This is a genomic window from Lysinibacillus sp. UBA5994, from assembly GCF_002429725.1.
GTDB lineage: Bacteria > Bacillota > Bacilli > Bacillales_A > Planococcaceae > Lysinibacillus > Lysinibacillus capsici.
Genome location: NZ_DJAU01000035.1, coordinates 94,426 through 115,629, shown reverse-complemented (window position 1 = coordinate 115,629; position 21,204 = coordinate 94,426). Strand labels below are relative to the sequence as shown.

Sequence of the window (21,204 nt, the reverse complement as noted above, 5' to 3'; positions counted from 1 at the left end):
AACACGGAAGTTAAGCTCTTTAGCGCCGATGGTAGTTGGGGGCTACCCCCTGTGAGAGTACGACGTCGCTAGGCAATTAAAAAGTCATGGATGTATTCCATGGCTTTTTTTATTTTGTGAACTATTCATAAAATGCTATAATATATTTAATATTTTCAAGTGGATTTAAAGGAAATTTCTTTCGCCTAGATACATTCTGGATTTAATAATGGAGGAATCAAAATGAGGCAGAACATTTTTTCTGCGATTTCGATCTCAAGTCTACTACTTATATTCTTTATGTTTGGCTATGATTCATCCAAATGGTATGGAAACTTTTTTACATTTCTCTATCGTGTAAATATGTTTATGCCGTTTATTTTAGGTGGTTTAGGCATCACCAGTGCCCTATTTGGCATCAAAGGATATCGTATGGTTCTTGTTGTTCTTCATTTGTTCCTACTGCTATTATTTTTTTGTATCTATTTAAAGGCATTTTTTGTTCCATGAGCATTCATCAAAACTGCGGAGAGGAATTCTGCAGTTTTTTCTATTTATTTAAGTTCTTACATACTTCTGTAAAATGAATATGTACAAATGAAAGGAAGAAAAAGTTGGGAAAAAAGCAAATTTGGTATGAGGTACAGGAAAACGAGTCAATCGAGGATTGCTTGGCAAGAATGCGGAAAGATGGCTTTATGGTCATAGGACGAAAAGAAGAGCCACTTTTTCATATCGTAGATGGTGAGCCAGCTTATTTGCGCCAAAAAATTCAGTTTAAAGGTATACCTGCTCAAGATATCGAATGATTTTGACTAAAAACCGAACGTTTTTTTTCACCTAATAAAAAATGTTCGCATTTTTGGATTGACGATAAGACAATCCCTTGTTAAAATGTGAGAAGGAAAAACAAATAGATCCCACATATATGCTAGAGGATTGGCTCTAGTGTCTCTACCCGGCACCGTAAATGCTGGACTATGCGGGAAAGCACTTTTGGCGTATGGTGAGAAGGTCTTTGTACAGCTATGTACATGGAGACGATCTTGTCCGAATAATCCTCAAGTAAACTGCTTTCACGTGTACTGGTAGAGAGTAGTTTATTTGGGGATTTTCTTTGTAAATAATAATTGCAGTAGCTATTCAAAATAGAGGCTAGCACAATAAATAATTGATCATTTTTCTATCGTTTAAAAGGAGCGACAATTTATGAATCCGAAAATCGATGTCATTATGGGTAGTTCAAGTGACTGGGAAACAATGAAACATGCATGTGATATTTTAGATGAATTACAAGTACCGTACGAAAAGAAAGTTGTATCAGCACATCGTACACCTGATTTAATGTTTGAATATGCAGAGGCAGCTCGCGAGCGAGGAATACAAGTAATTATTGCTGGAGCAGGCGGTGCTGCACATTTACCAGGAATGGTGGCAGCTAAAACAACATTACCTGTCATCGGTGTACCAGTTCAATCCCGTGCACTTAATGGACTTGATTCACTATTATCCATCGTTCAAATGCCTGGTGGCGTACCTGTAGCTACTGTAGCGATTGGCAAAGCAGGAGCGACTAATGCAGGGTTACTTGCAGCTCAAATTTTGTCAACAACAGATGCGGAGCTTGCTAATAAATTAGATGCTAGACGTGAAGCAACAAAGCAGCAAGTATTAGAAAGTACAGGTGACTTAGTGTGACGAAGATTATTTATCCTGGACAAACGATAGGCATTATAGGCGGAGGGCAACTTGGTCGAATGATGGCACTTGCTGCAAAGGAGTCAGGTTTTAAAGTGGCTGTTCTTGAACCAGCAATGGACTCACCTTGTGGGCAGGTAGCAGATATTCGCATTGTAGCTCCATATGATGATGAAGCTGCTTTAGAAGAACTTGCAGAAGTAAGTGATATTATCACATATGAATTTGAAAATATTGATTATGAAGGCTTAAAACGTTTATCACAAATGGCTTATGTTCCTCAAGGAGCAGAGTTGGTACGTATTACACAAAACCGTATAACAGAGAAAGAAGCTATTGTGAAAGCTGGTTGCCCAGTAGCACCATATATTGTTGCAAAAACTTATGAAGAATTAGTAGCCAATATTGATTCGATTGGTTATCCTTGTATAGTCAAAACAGCAAGAGGTGGTTATGATGGCAAGGGACAGCAGCTTTTAAAATCAACTGAAGATTTGCCTTTAGCGAAAGAATTATTCACGCATTCGCAATGTATTGCAGAAGGATTTGTTCCTTTCGTAAAGGAAGTATCGGTCATTGTTCAAAGAAATGGTCATGGTGAATCGTATTGTCAGCCAGTTGGAGAGAACATTCATGTTCATCATATTCTTCACGAGACAATAGTACCTGCTCGCATAACTGAAAGCACAGCTCAAGCTGCAGAACGAGAAGCTTTGAAAATTGCAGATTATTTACATTTAGTAGGAACGCTAGCGGTAGAAATGTTTGTATTAGAAGATGGTAGTATTGTTATCAATGAATTAGCACCAAGACCTCATAATTCTGGTCACTATTCAATTGAAGCATGTAATGTTTCACAATTCCATCAGCATATTCGTGCTGTTTGTGGATGGCCGTTACGTAAGCCACAACTATGGGCACCATCCATTATGGTCAATGTATTAGGGCAGCATGTCGTGCCACTCAGTAACTCAATTGCTAAATATCCTGAATGGTCCATACATCTTTATGGGAAAGCTGAAGCTAAGGTCAACCGTAAAATGGGCCATGTGACGATTATGACAAAAGACTTAGAAGCTACACTACAACAAATCGAGAGTTCTGGCATTTGGTCAGAATAGAAGGAGATACGCGATGATTGAACGTTACACAAGACCCGAAATGGGCGCAATTTGGACAGAACAAAATAAATACCAAGCTTGGCTAGAGGTTGAAATTTTAGCTTGTGAAGCATGGGCAGAGTTAGGAGATATCCCTAAAGAGGATGTTGCTAAAATTCGCGAAAATGCTTCATTTGATGTGAATCGTATATTAGAAATTGAACAAGAAACTCGTCATGACGTTGTAGCCTTTACTCGTGCTGTTTCTGAAACACTTGGAGAAGAGCGCAAATGGGTACATTATGGTTTAACTTCTACGGACGTAGTAGATACAGCACTTTCTTATTTAATCAAACAAGCAAATGATATTTTACGAAAAGATATAGTAAATTTCATTGATATTATTGCTACTAAGGCAAAAGAACATAAACATACAGTTATGATGGGACGCACACATGGTGTTCATGCTGAACCAACAACTTTCGGTTTGAAACTTGGTTTATGGTATGAGGAAATGAAGCGTAACCTTGAACGTTTTGAAGCAGCTGCCAAAGTAATTGAAACAGGAAAAATGTCTGGAGCTGTTGGAACATATGCCAATATCGATCCTCGTGTTGAGCAATATGTTTGCGATAAATTAGGACTTGCAGCATCACCGATCTCCACACAAACTTTACAGCGTGATCGCCATGCTCAGTATTTAGGTGCATTAGCTTTAATCGCTACTTCAATTGAAAAATTCGCAACAGAAATTCGTGGACTACAGAAATCTGAAACACGTGAAGTGGAAGAAGCTTTTGCAAAAGGACAAAAAGGATCATCTGCAATGCCACATAAGCGTAATCCAATCGGTTCTGAAAACATGGTTGGTATGTCTCGTTTAATGCGAGGTTATATGGTGACTGCTTATGAAAATGTAGCATTATGGCATGAGCGTGATATTTCACATTCATCTGCAGAGCGTGTTATTTTACCGGATGCAACAATTACTCTTAACTATATGCTAAATCGCTTCGGTAATATTGTGAAAAACTTAACAGTATTCCCTGAGAACATGAAACGTAATATGGATCGTACATTTGGTCTTATTTATTCTCAACGCATCTTACTAGCATTGATTGATAAAGGACTAGTACGTGAAGAAGCTTATGATACAGTACAACCTTTAGCAATGCAGGCTTGGGACGAGCAAGTTCAGTTCCGTACATTAGTCGATGCAAGTGAAAAAATCACATCTTATTTAACAAAAGAAGAGTTGGATGATTGTTTTGATTACAACTACCACTTACAGCATGTTGATATGATTTTTGAACGACTAGGACTTAACTAATATTTATTTAGCCATCTAATAATAAATGTTAGAGCCACCAGTAAAAGTTTCAGAGTTGAATCGTAGAGATACGGTTCAATTCTGAACATTATTACAAGCGTATCTCATAATATCAGGGGGAAAACGAAATGACTAAAGGTCAACTTTTGTATGAAGGTAAAGCAAAAAAATTGTTCACAACAGAGGAGCCAAATGTGCTACTTGTTGAGTACAAGGATAGTGCAACAGCATTCAATGGTGAAAAGAAAGAGGAAATTGAAGGTAAGGGCATTTTAAATAATCGCATTACTTCATTAATTTTCGAAAAATTACAAGCTAACGGAATTGCGTCACATTTCGTAAAACGATTATCCGATACACAACAACTTGTAAAAAAAGTAGAAATTATTCCGATTGAGGTAGTTGTTCGTAATATTGCTGCTGGAAGTTTAGCAAAGCGTCTAGGTCTTGAAGAAGGGACACCTTTAAAACGACCAATCGTTGAATTTTATTATAAAGACGATGATTTAGGCGACCCACTTATTACGACAGAACATATTGATGTTCTTGAACTTGCCACACCAACTGAAGTAACAGCTATTTATGATGGTGCATTAGCCGTTAACAAAGTGCTACAGCCGATCTTTGCAGATGTCAATGTGACATTGATTGATTTTAAATTAGAGTTCGGCCGTGATATGGATGGTCATGTATTATTGGCAGATGAAATTTCACCAGATACATGTCGACTTTGGGATGCAACAACGAAGCAAAAGTTAGACAAAGATGTTTTTCGTCGTGACCTTGGTAATTTAACTGAAGTTTATACTATTATACTTTCTAGACTCGGAGGCAAATAACAATGAAAAAAGTAAAAATCTATGTAACATTACGTGAGAGTATTCTTGATCCTCAAGGCTCTGCAGTACAAGGTTCTTTAGCTAAGATGGGCTACGGTGAAGTAGAAGATTTACGTATCGGTAAATATCTTGAACTATCAATTAAAGATTCAGAACGTGACATTGATATTCTAGTAAAAGAAATGTGTGAAAAGGTTTTAACGAACGTTGTAATTGAAGACTACCGTTACGAAGTCGAGGAGGCTATTTAATCATGAAATTCGCAGTACTCGTATTCCCTGGGTCAAACTGTGATATCGATATGTATCATGCGATTAAAGACGAGCTAGGTGAAGAAGTAGAATATGTATGGCATACAGCAACAGATCTAAGTGGTTTTGATGGTGTATTAGTACCTGGAGGATTCTCCTATGGGGATTATCTTCGTTGTGGTGCAATGGCTAATCAATCTAACATTATGACAGAAGTTAAGAAGGCAGCAGATGCTGGTAAACCTGTATTAGGTGTATGTAATGGCTTCCAAATCCTAACGGAAGCAGGTTTATTGCCAGGAGCTTTATTGCGCAATAAAAACTTAAAATTTATGTGCCGTACAGTGCAGCTTAAAGTTGAAAACAACAATACATTATTCACAAATCAATATGAGCAAGGTCAAATCATCAATATTCCAATCGCACATGGTGAAGGTAACTACTACTGTGACGAGGAAACTTTACAATCACTAAAAGATAATAATCAAATCGTATTCACATACTCAGGTGACAATCCAAACGGTTCTTTAGAAGATATCGCAGGGATTATAAACGAGCGCGGCAATGTATTAGGGATGATGCCACACCCAGAGCGAGCTGTTGATGCACTGGTGGGCGGCGCAGACGGTCTAGCAGTATTTAAATCAATCGTGAAGCAGTGGAGGGAAAATCATGTCAACAACTAAGTTTGAGCCAACAGCACAGCAGATTAAAGATGAGAAGCTATACGCTGGAATGGGGATGTCAGACGAAGAATTTGCAATGGTAGAAGGTATTTTAGGACGTCTACCTAATTGGACAGAGACAGGTCTTTTCTCAGTAATGTGGTCTGAACACTGCTCATACAAAAATTCAAAGCCAGTACTACGTAAATTCCCTACTAAAGGGCCACAGGTATTACAAGGACCAGGTGAAGGTGCAGGTATTGTTGATATTGGTGACGAACAAGCAGTAGTGTTTAAAATGGAATCGCATAACCATCCATCTGCAATTGAACCTTATCAAGGGGCTGCAACGGGTGTCGGTGGTATTATCCGTGACGTTTTCTCAATGGGTGCACGTCCAATCGCTATGTTAAACTCATTACGCTTTGGTGAATTAAAGTCAGCACGTGGTAAATATCTATTTGAAGAAGTAGTAGCGGGAATCGCAGGATATGGTAACTGTATCGGAATCCCAACAGTAGGTGGCGAAATTCAATTTGATCCTTGCTATGAAGGTAATCCTCTAGTGAATGCTATGTGTGTCGGTTTAATTGATCATAAAGATATTCAACGAGGCATTGCTGCTGGTGTAGGTAATACAGTGATGTATGTTGGAGCGAAAACAGGCCGTGATGGTATTCATGGTGCAACATTCGCCTCTGAGGAATTAACTGAGGAATCAGAAAACCAACGTCCAGCAGTACAAGTTGGAGATCCATTTATGGAGAAGCTTTTACTTGAAGCTTGTTTAGAGGTTGTAAAATCGGATGCTCTAGTTGGTATTCAAGATATGGGTGCAGCTGGTCTTACTTCTTCTTCAGCAGAAATGGCTTCAAAGGCTGGTTCTGGTGTAGAAATGAACTTAGACTTAGTGCCTCAGCGTGAAACAGGAATGTCAGCGTATGAAATGATGTTGTCTGAGTCTCAAGAACGTATGCTTTTAGTTGTGAAAAAAGGTCGCGAAGATGAAATTAAAGCGATTTTCGATAAATACGATTTAGATGCAGTAGCGATTGGTCGCGTTACAGATGATAAAATGCTTCGTCTGCTACACAAAGGACAAGTAGTTGCAGAGGTACCTGCAGACGCATTAGCAGAAGATGCACCTGTTTATCATAAACCATCTGCAGAACCTGCATACTATGCTCAGTTCCAAGCAATCGAAAACACTGAACCTGCTGTGACTGATTACAAAGAAACACTCATTGCTTTATTAAAAGCACCGACAATTGCTTCTAAAGAATGGGTATACGATCAATATGATTATCAGGTACGTACATCAACAGTTGTTAAACCAGGCTCTGACGCTGCTGTTATTCGAGTACGTGGCACAAATAAAGGGTTGGCAATGACAACAGACTGTAACTCACGTTATATCTATTTAGATCCAGAAGTGGGTGGTGCTATCGCAGTAGCCGAAGCAGCTCGTAATATCGTGGCAACTGGTGGCACGCCACTTGCGATTACAGACTGCTTAAACTTTGGTAATCCAGAGAAACCAGAAATCTTCTGGCAAATTGAAAAATCTGCAGATGGTATTTCGGCAGCTTGTACGGCATTAAATGCTCCAGTAATCGGAGGTAACGTTTCTCTTTATAATGAGCGTTCAGGCGAAGCGGTGTATCCAACGCCAACAATTGGTATGGTTGGTCTTATTGAAGACTTAGCACATGTAACGACACAGGATGTAAAGGCAGCAGGAGATCTTGTCTTTGTTATTGGTGAGACAAAAACAGAATTTGGCGGTTCAGAGCTTCAAAAACTTTTAAATAATGGTGTTATTTCAGGGAAAGCGCCAGCTATTGATTTAGAGGTTGAAGCGACACGTCAGCAAGCTTTATTAAAGGCGATTAAAGCAGGCCTTGTTCAATCTGCGCATGATGTAGCAGAGGGAGGTCTAGCTGTGGCGATTGCTGAAACAACATTTGGCGCTAACGGTCTTGGTGTGGATGTAACATTAACAGGCTCTGCAACAACTGCGCTATTCAGTGAGAGTCAATCTCGTTTTGTTGTCACAGTTAAAGAAGAAAATGCTGCAGCATTTGTAGAAATCATGAAAGATGCTCAAAAAATTGGTGTCGTAACAAACGATGCACTTGTGAAAATCAACGGGGACAAAGGTGTGCTTGTAGAAGGTACAGTGGAGGAATTCCGTTCTAATTGGAAAGGAGCAATCCCATGCTTGCTGAACTCAGAGGCTTAAACGAAGAATGTGGGGTGTTTGGTATTTGGGGTAACCCAAATCCAGCACACCTTAGCTATTACGGGCTTCATGCTCTTCAACACCGTGGACAAGAAGGCGCTGGAATTGTCGTTTCAGACGGACAGCATCTTCGCGCGGTGAAAGGCGAAGGACTAGTTAATGATGTTTTCAACGAAGATAAATTAAAAGCAGTGAACGGCAAAGCAGCTATTGCGCATGTTCGTTATACGACTGCTGGTGGTGGCGGTATTGAAAATGTACAGCCATTATTATTCCACTCCTCAACTGGTAGCCTTTCAATTGCCCATAACGGTAACTTAGTCAATGCGACACATTTAAAGCAATATCTAGAGCGACAAGGTAGCATTTTCCACTCTAGCTCTGATACAGAGGTGTTGGCGCATCTTATTAAGAAAAGTTCGCATTCACCATTCCGTGCGAAGGTGAAAAATGCCCTATCTCTTTTAAAGGGTGCCTATTCTTTCTTAATTATGACAAAGGATGAAATGCTTGTTGCACGTGATCCACATGGTTTACGTCCATTATCTCTTGGAAAGCTAGGAGATGGCTGGGTGGTAGCTTCTGAAACTTGTGCATTCGATTTAATTGGTGCAGAATTCGTTCGTTCGGTAGAACCAGGTGAATTAATCATTATTAATGATGAGGGCGTAAAATCAGATCGTTTTGCTGATATGGATAAACGTTCGATGTGTGCGATGGAATATGTTTATTTAGCACGTCCTGATTCGGATATTGATGGTATTAACGTTCATATGGCACGAAAATGTATGGGTAAACAGCTTGCTCGTGAGTGTGCGCATATTGAAGCAGATGTTGTAACAGGTGTTCCTGATTCAAGTATTTCCGCAGCGATTGGTTTTGCAGAAGAAAGTGGAATCCCTTATGAATTAGGTCTTATTAAAAACCGTTATGTTGGTCGTACATTTATTCAGCCGACACAGGAGCTACGTGAACGTGGTGTGAAAATGAAACTTTCACCTGTTGTTCAAGTCGTAAAAGGAAAAAAAGTAGTAATGGTTGATGATTCTATCGTTCGTGGTACAACATCTCGTCGCATTGTCAAAATGCTAAAAGATGCTGGTGCAGCGGAAGTTCATGTTGTGATTTCATCACCGCCGATGACAAACCCTTGTTATTATGGCATTGATACATCAACGCATGAAGAACTGATTGCTTCTAGTCATAATGTAGATGAAATTCGTGAAGCAATTGGTGCAGATTCTCTGACATTCCTTTCTGTTGAGGGGATGGTAGAAACAATTGCACGACCATACGAAGATGAAAACCGAGGACTTTGTCTTGCATGCTTTACAGGCAAATATCCAACAGAGATTTTCCCGGATACGATTTTGCCACATGAAAAAGAATTATTACGTTAAGAACAACATCGCAACAAATTAGTGTCTTACAGTCATTTCTATCTAGGAAACTTAGGCGACTTGGATGATAAGGAGGAACTCTGCGTGTCAAAGGCATATGAACAAGCAGGTGTAAATATTGAAGCGGGCTATGAAGCCGTAAAACGAATGAAGTCTCATGTTGAACGTACGAACCGTCTAGGTGTAATGGGGACATTTGGTGGTTTTGGTGGCATGTTTGACTTGTCAGAACTGAATCTTAAAGAACCTGTTCTTATTTCGGGGACAGATGGTGTTGGAACAAAGCTAAAGCTAGCCTTCATGGTAGACAAGCACGATACAATCGGTGTTGACTGTGTAGCAATGTGTGTAAATGATATTGTTGCTCAAGGAGCAGAACCGCTGTACTTTTTAGATTACGTAGCTCTTGGAAAAGCAAAGCCTGCAAAAATCGAACAAATTGTCAAAGGTGTTGCAGATGGCTGTGTGCAATCAGGTGCGGCTCTAATAGGTGGAGAAACTGCGGAAATGCCTGGTCTTTATGAAGAAGATGAATATGATCTAGCTGGCTTTGCAGTAGGCGCGTGTGAAAAGTCTGCCATCGTGACAGGTGAAGAAATCGTAGAAGGCGATGTACTTATTGGAATTGCATCAAGTGGTGTACATTCAAACGGTTATTCTTTAGTGCGTAAAATTGTCTTTGCAGATCATCAATATGCTGTGGATGCTATTGTAGAAGGCTATGAAGATCTAGGCCCAATCGGTGAGGCGCTTCTAGTGCCAACAAAGCTATATGCTAAACCTGTGCTAGCAGCTTTAAAGGCAGCAGATGTACATGGCTGTGCACATGTTACAGGTGGCGGTTTCTATGAAAATCTACCACGCATGATGCCAGAGGGACTAGCAACGGAAATCGACTTAGGTTCTTGGCCTGTATTACGTATCTTTGAATTCCTAAAAGAGAAAGGTCAGCTAGAAGATAAAGATTTATATAATGTGTTTAACATGGGTATTGGCTTTGTAATAGCTGTGCCAGAAACTGAAGCTGATAAAGTAATCGCTGCAGTTGAAGCAAATGGTGAAAAGGCTTATACAATCGGACGTGTTATTAAAGGTGACGGAGTAGTATTTAATGGCTCACATGATGGGAGTTTAGTGTAATGACTGCACCAACAAAAATAGCCGTGTTCGCGTCAGGTAGCGGTAGCAATTTTCAAGCCATTCAAGAGGCCATTGAACGTGGTGAACTCCATGCAAAGGTCGCACTAGTGGTCACAGATAAGCCTGGAGCATTTGTAGTAACACGTGCTGAAAACTTTGGGATTCCAGTGTTAGCATTGAATCCAAAAGAGTTTGTCTCGAAGTCAGCATATGAGACAGCTATTATCGAAGCTTTACATGAGTGCGATGTGAAATGGATTGTGCTTGCTGGGTATATGCGTTTAATCAGTGACGTATTATTAGCAGCCTTTCCACAGCGAATTGTTAATATTCACCCGTCCCTATTGCCTGCCTTTCCTGGAAAGGACGCTATTGGACAAGCCATTAATCATGGTGTGAAAATAACAGGTGTAACAGTGCATTTTGTTGATGAAGGAATGGATACTGGACCAATTATCGCTCAGGCAGCGGTACCTGTCATTGAAGGAAATCGCGAGGCAACAGAAGCTGAAATTCACAAACAAGAGCATTTATTATATACAAAGGCATTACAGCAATTATTACAGTAACTGAAGAGGGAGTTAGGTCGAGAATCCTACTCAACAAGTAAGACCTAACTCTATTAATCTATTGAAGCAAGTCAGTTCGTGGACAGCACGATAAAAATTAGGAGGATATTGTTGTGACAAAACGTGCATTAATCAGTGTTTCCAATAAAGATGGTATTTTAGAATTTGCAAAGGAATTAGTAGCATTAGGTTATGAAATTTTATCAACTGGCGGTACAAAAAAAATGTTACAGAATAATGCGGTAGCTGTAACAGCAGTAGATGAAGTAACGAAGTTTCCTGAAATTTTAGATGGTCGTGTGAAAACTTTAAATCCAATGATTCACGGTGGTCTATTAGGAAAGTTTGATGATGTCTCTCATCAAGCACAGATGAATGAGCATGGAATTGAACCAATTGAAATTGTTTGTGTGAATCTCTATCCGTTTGTTGAAACAATTTCAAAGCCTAATGTAACTTGGGATGATGCAATTGAAAACATTGATATCGGTGGTCCAACAATGTTACGTTCTGCTGCAAAAAACCATCAATATGTAACAGTAATCGTGGACAGCAATGACTATGCAACAGTATTAGAGGAACTTAAAGCAGACGGTGCTACAACAATTGAAACACGTCGTAAACTAGCTGCGAAAGTTTTCCGTCACACAGCCGCTTATGATTCTTATATTTCGAACTACCTGACTGAAGAAGAGTTCCCAGAGAGCTTAACGATGACATATGAATTAAAGCAAAATTTACGCTATGGCGAAAACCCTCACCAAAAAGCGGCCTTCTACCAAAAGCGTCTTGGCTCTGACTTTTCATTAGCTTATGCTACACAATTACATGGTAAAGAGTTATCCTACAATAATATTCAAGATGGTAATGCAGCATTGCAAATTGTAAAAGAATTTGAAATGCCAGCTGCTGTAGCGGTGAAACATATGAATCCATGTGGTGTTGGCACTGGTGTCACGTTAGAGGCAGCATTCGATAAAGCATATGAAGCAGATCCAACATCTATTTTTGGCGGTATTATCGCATTAAATATGGAAGTGGATGCAGCAACTGCTGAGAAGCTAAGTCATATTTTCCTAGAGATTATTATTGCACCTGCTTTCTCACAAGAAGCATTAGATATTTTAACGAAAAAGAAAAATATCCGCTTACTAACAATTCCTTTCGAGCAAGCGAAACAAGATTCATTCAATGTAGTATCAGTTGAGGGTGGCCTTCTTGTACAGGAGCCAGATCGTTATGGCTTTGGCAATGCGGATATTAAAGTGGTGACAGATCGTGAACCAACAGAGCAAGAATGGGAAGCATTGCAACTTGGTTGGTCTGTTGTCAAACATGTGAAATCCAATGCGATTGTTGTAACAGATTCTCAAATGACACTTGGGGTTGGTGCAGGGCAAATGAATCGTGTAGGTGCAGCTAAAATTGCCTTTGAACAAGCTGGAGAAAAAGCGAAAGGTGCTGCATTAGCATCGGATGCATTTTTCCCAATGAGCGATACTGTGGAGGCGGCAGCAGCTGCAGGAATTACAGCAATTATTCAACCAGGTGGTTCCATTAAAGATCAAGATTCCATTGATAAAGCAAATGAATACGGCATTGCGATGGTATTCACAGGCGTACGTCATTTTAAACATTAATTGTAGAATTATATAGAAATCTAAACAGACCGAGATGTTGGTTCATCTCGGTTTTACTTACAAAGAGGAGGATTCTCTAAAATGAATGTATTAGTAATCGGAAGCGGTGGCCGTGAGCATGCAATCGCTAAACAATTTAGCATCTCTCCATCAGTGAACAACGTATTCGTAGCGCCAGGAAATGAAGGGATGCGAGGCGAAGTAGAAGTTGTTGCTATTGATACAATGGATTTCGCAGGTCTCGCTCAATTTGCCAAGGAAAATGATATTGCATTAACATTTGTTGGCCCAGAACAGCCGCTTGCTGAAGGCATTGTCGATTTCTTTACAGCTAGAGGTTTACGTATTTTTGGTCCTACAAAAGTTGCTGCTCAAATAGAAAGCAGTAAATCCTATGCGAAAGAAATTATGAATAAATACAATATTCCTACAGCAGCACATGAAACATTTACTGAAGCAGAAAAAGCAATAGCGTATATTAAAGAACAAGGGGCGCCTATTGTCATTAAGGCTGATGGTTTAGCGGCTGGTAAGGGCGTCGTTGTGGCAATGACAGAGGAAGAAGCGATTGAAGCTGTAGAGGATATGATTGGAAACCAACGTTTTGGTGAATCCTCTTCACGTGTTGTCGTTGAGGAATTTTTAGACGGTGAAGAATTCTCCTTTATGTCTTTTGTGCACAAAGGACAAATTTATCCAATGGTTATTGCACAAGATCATAAACGAGCTTATGACGGTGATAAAGGACCAAACACAGGAGGTATGGGTGCTTATTCACCAGTACCACAAATCCCACAAGAGGTAGTAGATATTGCATTTCAAACTATTGTAGAACCAACTGTTAAAGGGATGGAGGCAGATGGTGCTTCCTTTACAGGTATTTTATACGCAGGGTTAATTTTAACGAATAAAGGTCCTCAGGTCATAGAGTTTAATGCTCGTTTTGGTGATCCTGAAACGCAAGTTGTATTGCCACGTATGGTTTCAGATTTTGGTGCATTTATGATGGCGTTAATGGATGAACAGCCTTTTGATTTACAATGGTCAGAAGAAGCAATGCTTGGTGTAGTCATTGCAGCAGAGGGTTACCCAGGAGACGTTGAAAAAGGTAAGGTATTACCGAATTTAGAGGCACTTTCGACATCACATGCAGTTTTCCATGCAGGTACAAAATTAGTAGACGGTCAATTCGTTGGTAATGGAGGACGTGTACTGTTAGTTGGTGCAAAAGCAGCTACTTTACAAGAAGCACAGGAAAAGGTTTATGAAGGTATTGCCACGGAAACATGGGATCACTTTTTCTTCCGTAAAGATATTGGCTGGCGTACGTTTAAGTAATTATTATTTTCACTAAATATTTTTTATCGTCTTTTGAAACCTCTTGTTGTTTCAAAACGTAAGAGGTAAGAGCCGTCTCAATAATAGATTGGGACGGCTCCTTTGACTAAGAAGGATTCTGAGCTTTATTCGTTGAAGAATCGCTACTATTTGAGGAATTTTGAGTTGAAATGCTGGTGTTAGATTGTTTTGAAGCAGTAGCTTGTGAACCTGAAGAATTACCAGCTATAGCAGAGGAAAAATCCTTCATGAGCTTATCGATTTGTTCAGTAGACATAGAATTTTGCCCGCTGAACATACTTTGCATAGAGGTGTTCATGGCATTCTGCATATTGGAGCTTAAAACTGCTTTCGTTGGACAATATTTAAAAAGTCCCTCAGCCATTTTCATGGCACCTAATGCAATCATTAATCGACCTTTTGTACAATTAGGATTTCTAGAAACTTTAGCGATACCAAATGCGGTTAAACTTGTCCCCATGGCAAAACGACAAAATGCATTCTTTTCGCTTAAATTTGCTAGCTGCATCATCATTACTTCCTCCTTTAGTCATTGTGGAAAAAATAAGCGAGGTGCACTTTGCTTTATGAAAGTGCTGTGTTACGATTGAAACAAGATGATTGCATAAAGCATGATTTTTATGAAAATATGCGATTATGCAGTAGTAGTATGTGATTTCAAGTTGGATTTACACAATGAAAAATTACGTAATTTTAGGAAGGAGCGAATAGCATGGATCCAGTATGGAAAATAACAAAAATACGTCAACAATTAGCAGTAATCGATGGGAAAAAGGCACCAGATATCGTGCTGAAGAATGCACGTTATTTGCATAGTATGTTAAAGCAATTCATAGTAGGGAACATTTGGATTTTGGGAGATCGCATTGTCTATGCTGGTGACAGAATGCCTCCTTTATTAGAAGGAACAGAAGTGGTGGATTGTACAGGAAAAACAATCGTACCTGGCTATATTGAGCCACATGTACACCCATTCCAGCTTTATCATCCACAGTCATTTGCAGATTTTTGTGGTCAGCTTGGGACAACAACTTTTATTTCGGATAATTTAAGCTTTGTTTTAAATTTAGAAAATAAGAAAGCGTTTTCAATTTTAGAGAGTTTGAAAAAGCTACCTTTTTCTTTTTATTGGTGGACTCGCTTTGACTCACAAACCGAATTGGAGCAAGAAGAAGAGGTTTTCTCTAATACTTCTATATTAGAGTGGTTAGGGCGAAGTGATGTCTTACTTGGTGGAGAGTTGACAGGCTGGCCTAAGCTGTTGCATGGCGACGATCAAATGCTTTATCGTATGCAAATGGCTAAGGGACTGGGAAAAAAAATTGAAGGTCATTTCCCTGGAGCTTCAGAAAGAACATTGGCACGAATGAAACTCCTTGGTGCTGATGGTGATCATGAGGCAATGACAGTAGAAGAGGTAGAGCGTCGTATTATGCAGGGCTATGCTGTAACTTTACGTCATTCTTCCATTCGACCAGATTTACCACATCTACTAAAAGGAATAGTAGAAAAAGAGCTTCCGATCTTTGATCATTTAATGATGACAACAGACGGTTCAACACCTTCATTCCATGAGGATGGTGTGATGGATAAATGCATTCAAGTAGCTTTAGATGCAGGGGTATCTCCTATTGATGCTTATCAAATGGCTTCCTATAATGTAGCACGTTATTACAACATGTCTAATTTACATGGTTTTATCGCAACAGGGCGTTTTGCTTCACTCAATATTTTACAAGATGAATATCATCCTGTTCCAGAAAGTGTCTTATCAAAGGGTGTCTGGTTGAAGCGTAATGGAGATCGTGTGCATAGAATGGCGACAATTGATTATTCTTCCATCCCAGCTTTAGATTTAGATTTCTCATTAGATTCACAGGATTTCCAGTTTTCTATGCCGTTTGGGATTCAATTAGTTAATGATGTGATTACAAAGCCTTATAATTCTTTAATTACGAAAGAAGGGCAATTGGCAAATCATGATGAGTGCTATTTAATGCTCATTAACCGAAAAGGCAACTGGCATGTAAATACAATGATTAAAGGATTTGCAACAGATGTCCAAGGCTTTGCATCCTCTTATTCAAACACTGGTGACATATTGTTAATTGGAAAAAATAAAGACGATATGATTAAAGCCTTCGAAGAAATGAAGGCAATGAATGGTGGTATTGTTCTCGTCGAAAAAGGAGAAGTTATAGCGGACATACCATTAACAATTGGTGGACTTTTATATGATGGAGATGTATTCACTTTAACAGAGAAAGAAAAGGCTTTAAAACAAGCTTTAGCAGATAGAGGCTATCAATTAGGAGATGCCATTTATACATTATTATTTTTACAATCTACTCATTTACCATATATTCGTATAACACCACAAGGAATTTTCGATGTGATGAAGAATAAGTTATTATTACCTGCTGTTATGCGCTAATTCATGAAAGTGTTTCAGTTGTTTAAACAATTACAAATATTGTAATTGTTCAAAGGAGAGATATGCTTGTGTTCAAATCGAAAAAATTATGGATTGCTTTTGCATTTAGTGCTTTGGTAATCGGGGGATGTTCAAAGGATACACCAAAAGTCAAAGAGGATGATGAACCAATTGTAGAGGAAGAAGCAGTAGTGGAGGAGCCTGTGCAACAACCAGCATTTGTTGCACCACTTACTGGGGAGGCTGTACAAGAAGAAATTACACAGCGACCAATTATCGTAACCATTAATAATCATCCAGCGGCACGTCCACAATCAGGCTTAGCTGCGGCGGATATCACTTATGAAATGCTTGCAGAAGGTAATGTGACACGCTTTTTAGCAGTATACCAAAGTGAACTGCCTGAAAATATTGGGCCAGTTCGTAGTGCACGCTCTTATTTTATCGATATGGCCAAGGGATTTGATGCCTTTTATGTAGCACATGGCTATAGTCCTGAGGCGAAAACAATGCTTGATCATCGTATCGTCGACAATATCAACGGTATGGCTTATGATGGTATTCTGTTTAAACGTTCTAACGACCGCGTTGCGCCACACAATTCCTATATTACATCAGAAAACATTCTAAAAGGTGCTGAAATGGTAGGCGCTTCAATGAATTACAGTGAAAAAGTACTTCAGGCTTTTTATGAACCAGATGAACGTGGTAAAATAGGTATTGAAACAAGTCAAGTTGACATTTATTACGGAAATAATGAAGATTTCCATAACGCGTATGTGTATAATCATCAAACGAATCACTATGAACGACAATCGGCTAGCGTGGACACAAAAGATATGTTAACAGGCGAAACAGTGTCATTAGCAAATGTTCTATTTTTCGAAATGGATCACCAAACAATTGATGATATTGGTCGCCAAGCAATTGATTTAACGTCTGGTGGAAATGCGTATGTATTTCAAAATGGCTATTTGAGGGAAGTCAAATGGGCTAATGTTAATGGAATACCAATGGCTGTAGAGCAAACAGGGGATCCTGTAAAGCTTGTACCAGGAAAGTCGTGGGTTCATTTCGTACCATCTTCGCCAGGGTTACAAGCAATGGTGAAAACGCAGCCTTAAAGGGAGGAAAATTGTATGCAAATCGAAAAAATTCGGGGGCATCAAACAGATCAATTATTTAAAGCAGTGTTAGAGTTGAAGGACATCGAGGAATGCTATAAGTTTTTTGATGATTTATGTACGATTAGTGAAATTCAATCGTTGGCACAACGCTTTGAGGTTGCACATTTATTACGATTAAAGAAAACCTACGAATCCATTAAAAAGGAAACAGGGGCAAGTACTGCAACTATTTCGCGCGTGCGTCGCTGCTTCGATTATGGGAATGATACATATGATGAAATGTTAGGTCGTTTGTATCCAGATGAAAAACCATTCCAAGCACCAAAAGAATAGTCAGAAAAAAGGCTGAGTAGAAGTTCTACTCGGTCTTTTTCATTTTTTTGTCGTGTATCATAAGCTATACTTGTAAACGAATAGATAGAAAATGATAGGTGGTAAACATAGATGGATTATTTAGAATGGAGACATGTGTTCAAGCTAGATCCAGCGAAGGACATTTCCGATGAAGCATTAGAAAAAATTTGCGAGTCTGGGACAGATGTTATTTTGGTCGGGGGAACAGATAATGTAACGTTGGATGGGGTATTAGATTTACTTGTTCGAGTGCGTCGTTTTGAGGTGCCGATAGCACTTGAAATTTCTACGATCGATGCGGTAACACCAGGTTACGACTATTATTTCATCCCAACGGTATTAAATAGTGATGATCCAAAATGGATTAAAAATTTACATCATGAGGCTATTAAAGAATACGGCGATATTATGGTATGGGATGAATTAGTAGCGGAAGGATATTGTATTTTAAATCCTGATTGTAAAGTAGCCCATGTAACGGGTGCGAAAACAGATTTAACGATTGATGACGTGGTAGCTTATGCACGCATGGCAGAGAATTTCTTTAAACTGCCTGTTTTTTATTTAGAGTACAGTGGAATGTATGGCAATCTAGAGGTAGTTAGTGCTGTGAAAAACGAACTGAAGCATACCAAACTCTTTTACGGTGGTGGCATAACATCTGTAAAGCAAGCAGAGGAAATGGCACGCGTTGCAGATACGGTAGTAGTTGGAAATATTATTTACGAAGATTTAAAAGCTGCACTTGCGACTGTTAAGGCTGTTAAAAATACGTTATAATTTTAGAACAAATGTTTGTAAGGCGGTGCGAAATGGAACAGTTAACAAAAAATTTACTAGCAGGCATGAATCCTGAACAAGAAAGAGCAGTTAAAACAACTGAAGGACCATTACTCATTATGGCAGGCGCTGGGTCAGGAAAAACACGAGTTTTAACACATCGTATTGCTTACCTAGTTATCGAAAAGGAAGTATATCCTTCTAAAATTTTAGCGATTACATTTACAAATAAAGCAGCACGAGAAATGCGTGAACGTATTGATGGCATTCTTGGTAATGGTACGGGCGATAGTATGTGGGTTTCTACTTTCCACTCTATGTGTGTAAGAATTTTACGTCGTAATATCGATCAACTAGGCATTTCTCGTAATTTCTCTATTTTAGATTCTACGGATCAGCTTTCAGTCATCAAAAATGTGATGAAGGAAGAAAATATTGATCCAAAACGTTTTGAGCCACGAGCAATTTTAAATGCTATTAGTGCAGCAAAAAACGAGTGTATAGCAGCGGATGATTACGCAGGCCAAATGAATGATAAGAATCCTTATGAACAAACAGTTGCACGTGTCTATAAAGGCTATGAGAAAAGATTACGCCGCAACCAATCCCTTGATTTTGATGATTTGATTATGACGACGATTACGTTGTTTAAACGTGTACCTGAAGTGCTTGAATATTATCAAAATAAATTTCAATATATTCATGTCGATGAATATCAAGATACCAATAAATCTCAGTATTTACTTGTACAATTACTAGCAAAGAAATTTAAAAATATTTGTGTTGTAGGTGATTCCGATCAGTCTATCTATCGTTGGCGTGGTGCAGATATTGGGAATATCCTATCCTTCGAAAAGGATTATCCAACTGCAAAGGTGATTATGCTAGAGCAAAATTATCGTTCAACTAAACGCATCCTACAGGCAGCCAATGACGTCATTCAAAATAATACAACACGTTACCCAAAAGAATTACGCACAGAAAATTCAGAAGGTGAAAAGATTGCACTATATAAAGCTTATAACGAGCAGGAGGAAGCGCAATTTGTTGTACAAACGATTCAACAGTTAATTGAAAAAGAAAATCGTTCATTTGATGACTTTGCTATTTTATATCGTACAAACGCTCAATCTCGTGTAATGGAGGAAGTACTTGTTAAGTCCAATATGGCATATCAAATAGTAGGCGGAACAAAGTTCTATGATCGAAAAGAGATAAAGGACTTACTAGCATATTTACGACTTATTGCTAATAATGATGATGATTTATCACTAGCACGTATTATTAATGAGCCAAAGCGCAGTATTGGTGCAACTTCCTTTGAAAAAATGGCACGTTATGCGATAGATCAAGATCGTTCGATTTTTGACGCGATGAATGATCTTGTTTTCATGGGATTATCAGGGAAAGCAGCAAATTCGGCTGAGCAATTTTATGCCATGATTAAAGGCTTTACACAAATGCAGGAATATCTATCTGTCACTGAAATTGTGGAGCAAGTTATTGATAAATCGGGTTATCGAGCAATGTTACAAAACGAAAAAACAATTGAAGCAGAAAGCCGTTTAGAAAATATTGAAGAGTTTTTATCTGTCACAAAGGCTTTTGAAGAGCGCAGTGATGATAAAAGCTTAATTGCCTTTTTAACAGATTTAGCCCTTATAGCTGATATTGATGCACTTGACAAAGAGGATGCATCTAAAGGCAATATTATTTTAATGACGATGCATGCAGCTAAAGGCTTAGAGTTCCCAGTTGTCTTTATTATCGGTATGGAGGAAAACATCTTCCCACATTCACGCTCACTAGACGATCAAGAAGAAATGGAAGAGGAGCGCCGCCTTATGTACGTAGGTGTGACCCGTGCTGAGGAACGTCTATATTTAACATGTGCCCAAAGCCGAACGATTTTTGGTCGTTCAAGCTTTAATAATGCATCCCGATTTTTAGGTGAAATTTCTCAAGATATTACAGAGTCAATTTCTAAGGCAGGGACAACATCAACAGTACCATTTGCTACTAACAATCGTTCAATCGGTGGCCATCAAAAGCGTACGCTGGGTGCTATTCAGCAAACACAACCTGCCACAGCACGTTTACAAGCAACGGGGGGAGATCAATTTGGATGGAAAGCTGGAGATAAGGCGATTCATAAAAAATGGGGAACAGGTATGGTTGTTAGTGTAAAAGGTGAAGGTGATAGTACAGAGCTTGATATCGCATTCCCACAACCAATTGGTATAAAGCGATTACTTGCTCAATTTGCACCGATTGAAAAAGCGTAAGCGGAGGAACGT

The 21,204-nt window shown here is 39.0% G+C and carries 20 protein-coding genes, 1 rRNA gene and 1 riboswitch; of the genes, 20 read left to right on the top strand and 1 reads right to left on the bottom strand.

What is annotated here, in order from left to right:
• The 15 genes from rrf to purD all read left to right on the top strand — a co-directional run.
• Nucleotides 1-74 (top strand): 5S ribosomal RNA (gene rrf / locus B3D98_RS21720); the annotation flags it as partial.
• Nucleotides 75-222: 148 nt separating this feature from the next.
• Nucleotides 223-489: a hypothetical protein gene (locus B3D98_RS12405; RefSeq protein ID WP_288583265.1), complete on the top strand. Its 267-nt coding sequence runs from the start codon at nucleotides 223-225 to the stop codon at nucleotides 487-489.
• 104 nt (nucleotides 490-593) lie between these two features.
• On the top strand, nucleotides 594-788 hold the full coding sequence (locus B3D98_RS12400) for an NETI motif-containing protein (protein ID WP_036076850.1): 195 nt from the start codon (nucleotides 594-596) through the stop codon (nucleotides 786-788).
• A 93-nt stretch (nucleotides 789-881) separates the two neighbouring features.
• A riboswitch (purine riboswitch) is annotated at nucleotides 882-980 on the top strand.
• Nucleotides 981-1,188: 208 nt separating this feature from the next.
• A complete protein-coding gene (gene purE, locus B3D98_RS12395) occupies nucleotides 1,189-1,677 on the top strand; it encodes a 5-(carboxyamino)imidazole ribonucleotide mutase (protein ID WP_288583262.1) in 489 nt (162 codons plus the stop codon).
• Nucleotides 1,674-2,798, top strand: a complete 1,125-nt coding sequence (gene purK / locus B3D98_RS12390; RefSeq protein ID WP_004225748.1) for a 5-(carboxyamino)imidazole ribonucleotide synthase — start codon at nucleotides 1,674-1,676, stop codon at nucleotides 2,796-2,798. Before purE ends, purK begins: the two co-directional genes overlap by 4 nt.
• Before the next feature lie 13 nt (nucleotides 2,799-2,811).
• A complete protein-coding gene (purB, locus tag B3D98_RS12385; protein WP_004225746.1) occupies nucleotides 2,812-4,107 on the top strand; it encodes an adenylosuccinate lyase in 1,296 nt (431 codons plus the stop codon).
• Between the two features lie 128 nt (nucleotides 4,108-4,235).
• Complete coding sequence (gene purC / locus B3D98_RS12380) at nucleotides 4,236-4,946, top strand: phosphoribosylaminoimidazolesuccinocarboxamide synthase (RefSeq protein WP_048394896.1); 711 nt, start codon at nucleotides 4,236-4,238, stop codon at nucleotides 4,944-4,946.
• Between the two features lie 2 nt (nucleotides 4,947-4,948).
• Nucleotides 4,949-5,197, top strand: coding sequence for a phosphoribosylformylglycinamidine synthase subunit PurS (purS, locus tag B3D98_RS12375; RefSeq protein ID WP_054548974.1), 249 nt, complete (start codon nucleotides 4,949-4,951; stop codon nucleotides 5,195-5,197).
• 2 nt (nucleotides 5,198-5,199) lie between these two features.
• Entirely contained in the window at nucleotides 5,200-5,883 is a 684-nt protein-coding gene (purQ, locus tag B3D98_RS12370) for a phosphoribosylformylglycinamidine synthase subunit PurQ (protein ID WP_048394895.1), read from the top strand.
• A complete protein-coding gene (gene purL, locus B3D98_RS12365; RefSeq protein WP_048394894.1) occupies nucleotides 5,870-8,104 on the top strand; it encodes a phosphoribosylformylglycinamidine synthase subunit PurL in 2,235 nt (744 codons plus the stop codon). The genes purQ and purL overlap by 14 nt, the downstream gene beginning before the upstream one ends.
• Nucleotides 8,080-9,504 carry an amidophosphoribosyltransferase gene (purF, locus tag B3D98_RS12360; protein WP_288583257.1) on the top strand — a complete coding sequence of 475 codons (1,425 nt, stop codon included), beginning with the start codon at nucleotides 8,080-8,082 and terminating at the stop codon, nucleotides 9,502-9,504. Before purL ends, purF begins: the two co-directional genes overlap by 25 nt.
• Before the next feature lie 84 nt (nucleotides 9,505-9,588).
• Nucleotides 9,589-10,644 carry a phosphoribosylformylglycinamidine cyclo-ligase gene (gene purM, locus B3D98_RS12355; RefSeq protein WP_288583255.1) on the top strand — a complete coding sequence of 352 codons (1,056 nt, stop codon included), beginning with the start codon at nucleotides 9,589-9,591 and terminating at the stop codon, nucleotides 10,642-10,644.
• Entirely contained in the window at nucleotides 10,644-11,213 is a 570-nt protein-coding gene (purN, locus tag B3D98_RS12350) for a phosphoribosylglycinamide formyltransferase (protein ID WP_004225729.1), read from the top strand. The genes purM and purN overlap by 1 nt, the downstream gene beginning before the upstream one ends.
• A 113-nt stretch (nucleotides 11,214-11,326) precedes the next feature.
• A complete protein-coding gene (purH, locus tag B3D98_RS12345; RefSeq protein WP_288583251.1) occupies nucleotides 11,327-12,853 on the top strand; it encodes a bifunctional phosphoribosylaminoimidazolecarboxamide formyltransferase/IMP cyclohydrolase in 1,527 nt (508 codons plus the stop codon).
• A gap of 81 nt (nucleotides 12,854-12,934) precedes the next feature.
• Nucleotides 12,935-14,191: a phosphoribosylamine--glycine ligase gene (gene purD / locus B3D98_RS12340; protein ID WP_288583249.1), complete on the top strand. Its 1,257-nt coding sequence runs from the start codon at nucleotides 12,935-12,937 to the stop codon at nucleotides 14,189-14,191.
• 106 nt (nucleotides 14,192-14,297) lie between these two features.
• Here the strand turns inward: purD and B3D98_RS12335 are convergent, their stop codons facing one another.
• The gene (locus B3D98_RS12335; protein ID WP_288583247.1) at nucleotides 14,298-14,723 is read right to left on the bottom strand and encodes a hypothetical protein; all 426 of its coding nucleotides are present in this window, start codon (nucleotides 14,721-14,723) and stop codon (nucleotides 14,298-14,300) included.
• Between the two features lie 201 nt (nucleotides 14,724-14,924).
• Between B3D98_RS12335 and B3D98_RS12330 the strand changes: the two genes are divergently transcribed.
• From B3D98_RS12330 to pcrA, 5 genes are all read left to right on the top strand, one after another.
• A complete protein-coding gene (locus B3D98_RS12330; protein WP_281217430.1) occupies nucleotides 14,925-16,646 on the top strand; it encodes an adenine deaminase C-terminal domain-containing protein in 1,722 nt (573 codons plus the stop codon).
• 68 nt (nucleotides 16,647-16,714) lie between these two features.
• The gene (locus B3D98_RS12325) at nucleotides 16,715-17,770 is read left to right on the top strand and encodes a DUF3048 domain-containing protein (protein WP_054548981.1); all 1,056 of its coding nucleotides are present in this window, start codon (nucleotides 16,715-16,717) and stop codon (nucleotides 17,768-17,770) included.
• 15 nt (nucleotides 17,771-17,785) lie between these two features.
• Nucleotides 17,786-18,106, top strand: coding sequence for a YerC/YecD family TrpR-related protein (locus B3D98_RS12320; protein ID WP_004225717.1), 321 nt, complete (start codon nucleotides 17,786-17,788; stop codon nucleotides 18,104-18,106).
• A gap of 111 nt (nucleotides 18,107-18,217) precedes the next feature.
• On the top strand, nucleotides 18,218-18,907 hold the full coding sequence (locus tag B3D98_RS12315) for a heptaprenylglyceryl phosphate synthase (protein WP_054548982.1): 690 nt from the start codon (nucleotides 18,218-18,220) through the stop codon (nucleotides 18,905-18,907).
• Nucleotides 18,908-18,939: 32 nt separating this feature from the next.
• Complete coding sequence (gene pcrA / locus B3D98_RS12310) at nucleotides 18,940-21,192, top strand: DNA helicase PcrA (protein WP_054548983.1); 2,253 nt, start codon at nucleotides 18,940-18,942, stop codon at nucleotides 21,190-21,192.
• Nucleotides 21,193-21,204: the final 12 nt, after the last annotated feature.

Excerpts from the sequence above, each read along its gene's own strand:
- B3D98_RS12405 (WP_288583265.1), top strand. The coding sequence starts at position 223 with ATGAGGCAGAACATTTTTTCTGCGATTTCGATCTCAAGTCTACTACTT.
- purE (WP_288583262.1), top strand. The coding sequence starts at position 1,189 with ATGAATCCGAAAATCGATGTCATTATGGGTAGTTCAAGTGACTGGGAA.
- purB (WP_004225746.1), top strand. The coding sequence starts at position 2,812 with ATGATTGAACGTTACACAAGACCCGAAATGGGCGCAATTTGGACAGAA.
- purC (WP_048394896.1), top strand. The coding sequence starts at position 4,236 with ATGACTAAAGGTCAACTTTTGTATGAAGGTAAAGCAAAAAAATTGTTC.
- purS (WP_054548974.1), top strand. The coding sequence starts at position 4,949 with ATGAAAAAAGTAAAAATCTATGTAACATTACGTGAGAGTATTCTTGAT.
- purQ (WP_048394895.1), top strand. The coding sequence starts at position 5,200 with ATGAAATTCGCAGTACTCGTATTCCCTGGGTCAAACTGTGATATCGAT.
- purL (WP_048394894.1), top strand. The coding sequence starts at position 5,870 with ATGTCAACAACTAAGTTTGAGCCAACAGCACAGCAGATTAAAGATGAG.
- purF (WP_288583257.1), top strand. The coding sequence starts at position 8,080 with ATGCTTGCTGAACTCAGAGGCTTAAACGAAGAATGTGGGGTGTTTGGT.
- purN (WP_004225729.1), top strand. The coding sequence starts at position 10,644 with ATGACTGCACCAACAAAAATAGCCGTGTTCGCGTCAGGTAGCGGTAGC.
- purD (WP_288583249.1), top strand. The coding sequence starts at position 12,935 with ATGAATGTATTAGTAATCGGAAGCGGTGGCCGTGAGCATGCAATCGCT.
- B3D98_RS12335 (WP_288583247.1), bottom strand. The coding sequence starts at position 14,723 with ATGATGCAGCTAGCAAATTTAAGCGAAAAGAATGCATTTTGTCGTTTT.
- B3D98_RS12330 (WP_281217430.1), top strand. The coding sequence starts at position 14,925 with ATGGATCCAGTATGGAAAATAACAAAAATACGTCAACAATTAGCAGTA.
- B3D98_RS12320 (WP_004225717.1), top strand. The coding sequence starts at position 17,786 with ATGCAAATCGAAAAAATTCGGGGGCATCAAACAGATCAATTATTTAAA.
- B3D98_RS12315 (WP_054548982.1), top strand. The coding sequence starts at position 18,218 with ATGGATTATTTAGAATGGAGACATGTGTTCAAGCTAGATCCAGCGAAG.
- pcrA (WP_054548983.1), top strand. The coding sequence starts at position 18,940 with ATGGAACAGTTAACAAAAAATTTACTAGCAGGCATGAATCCTGAACAA.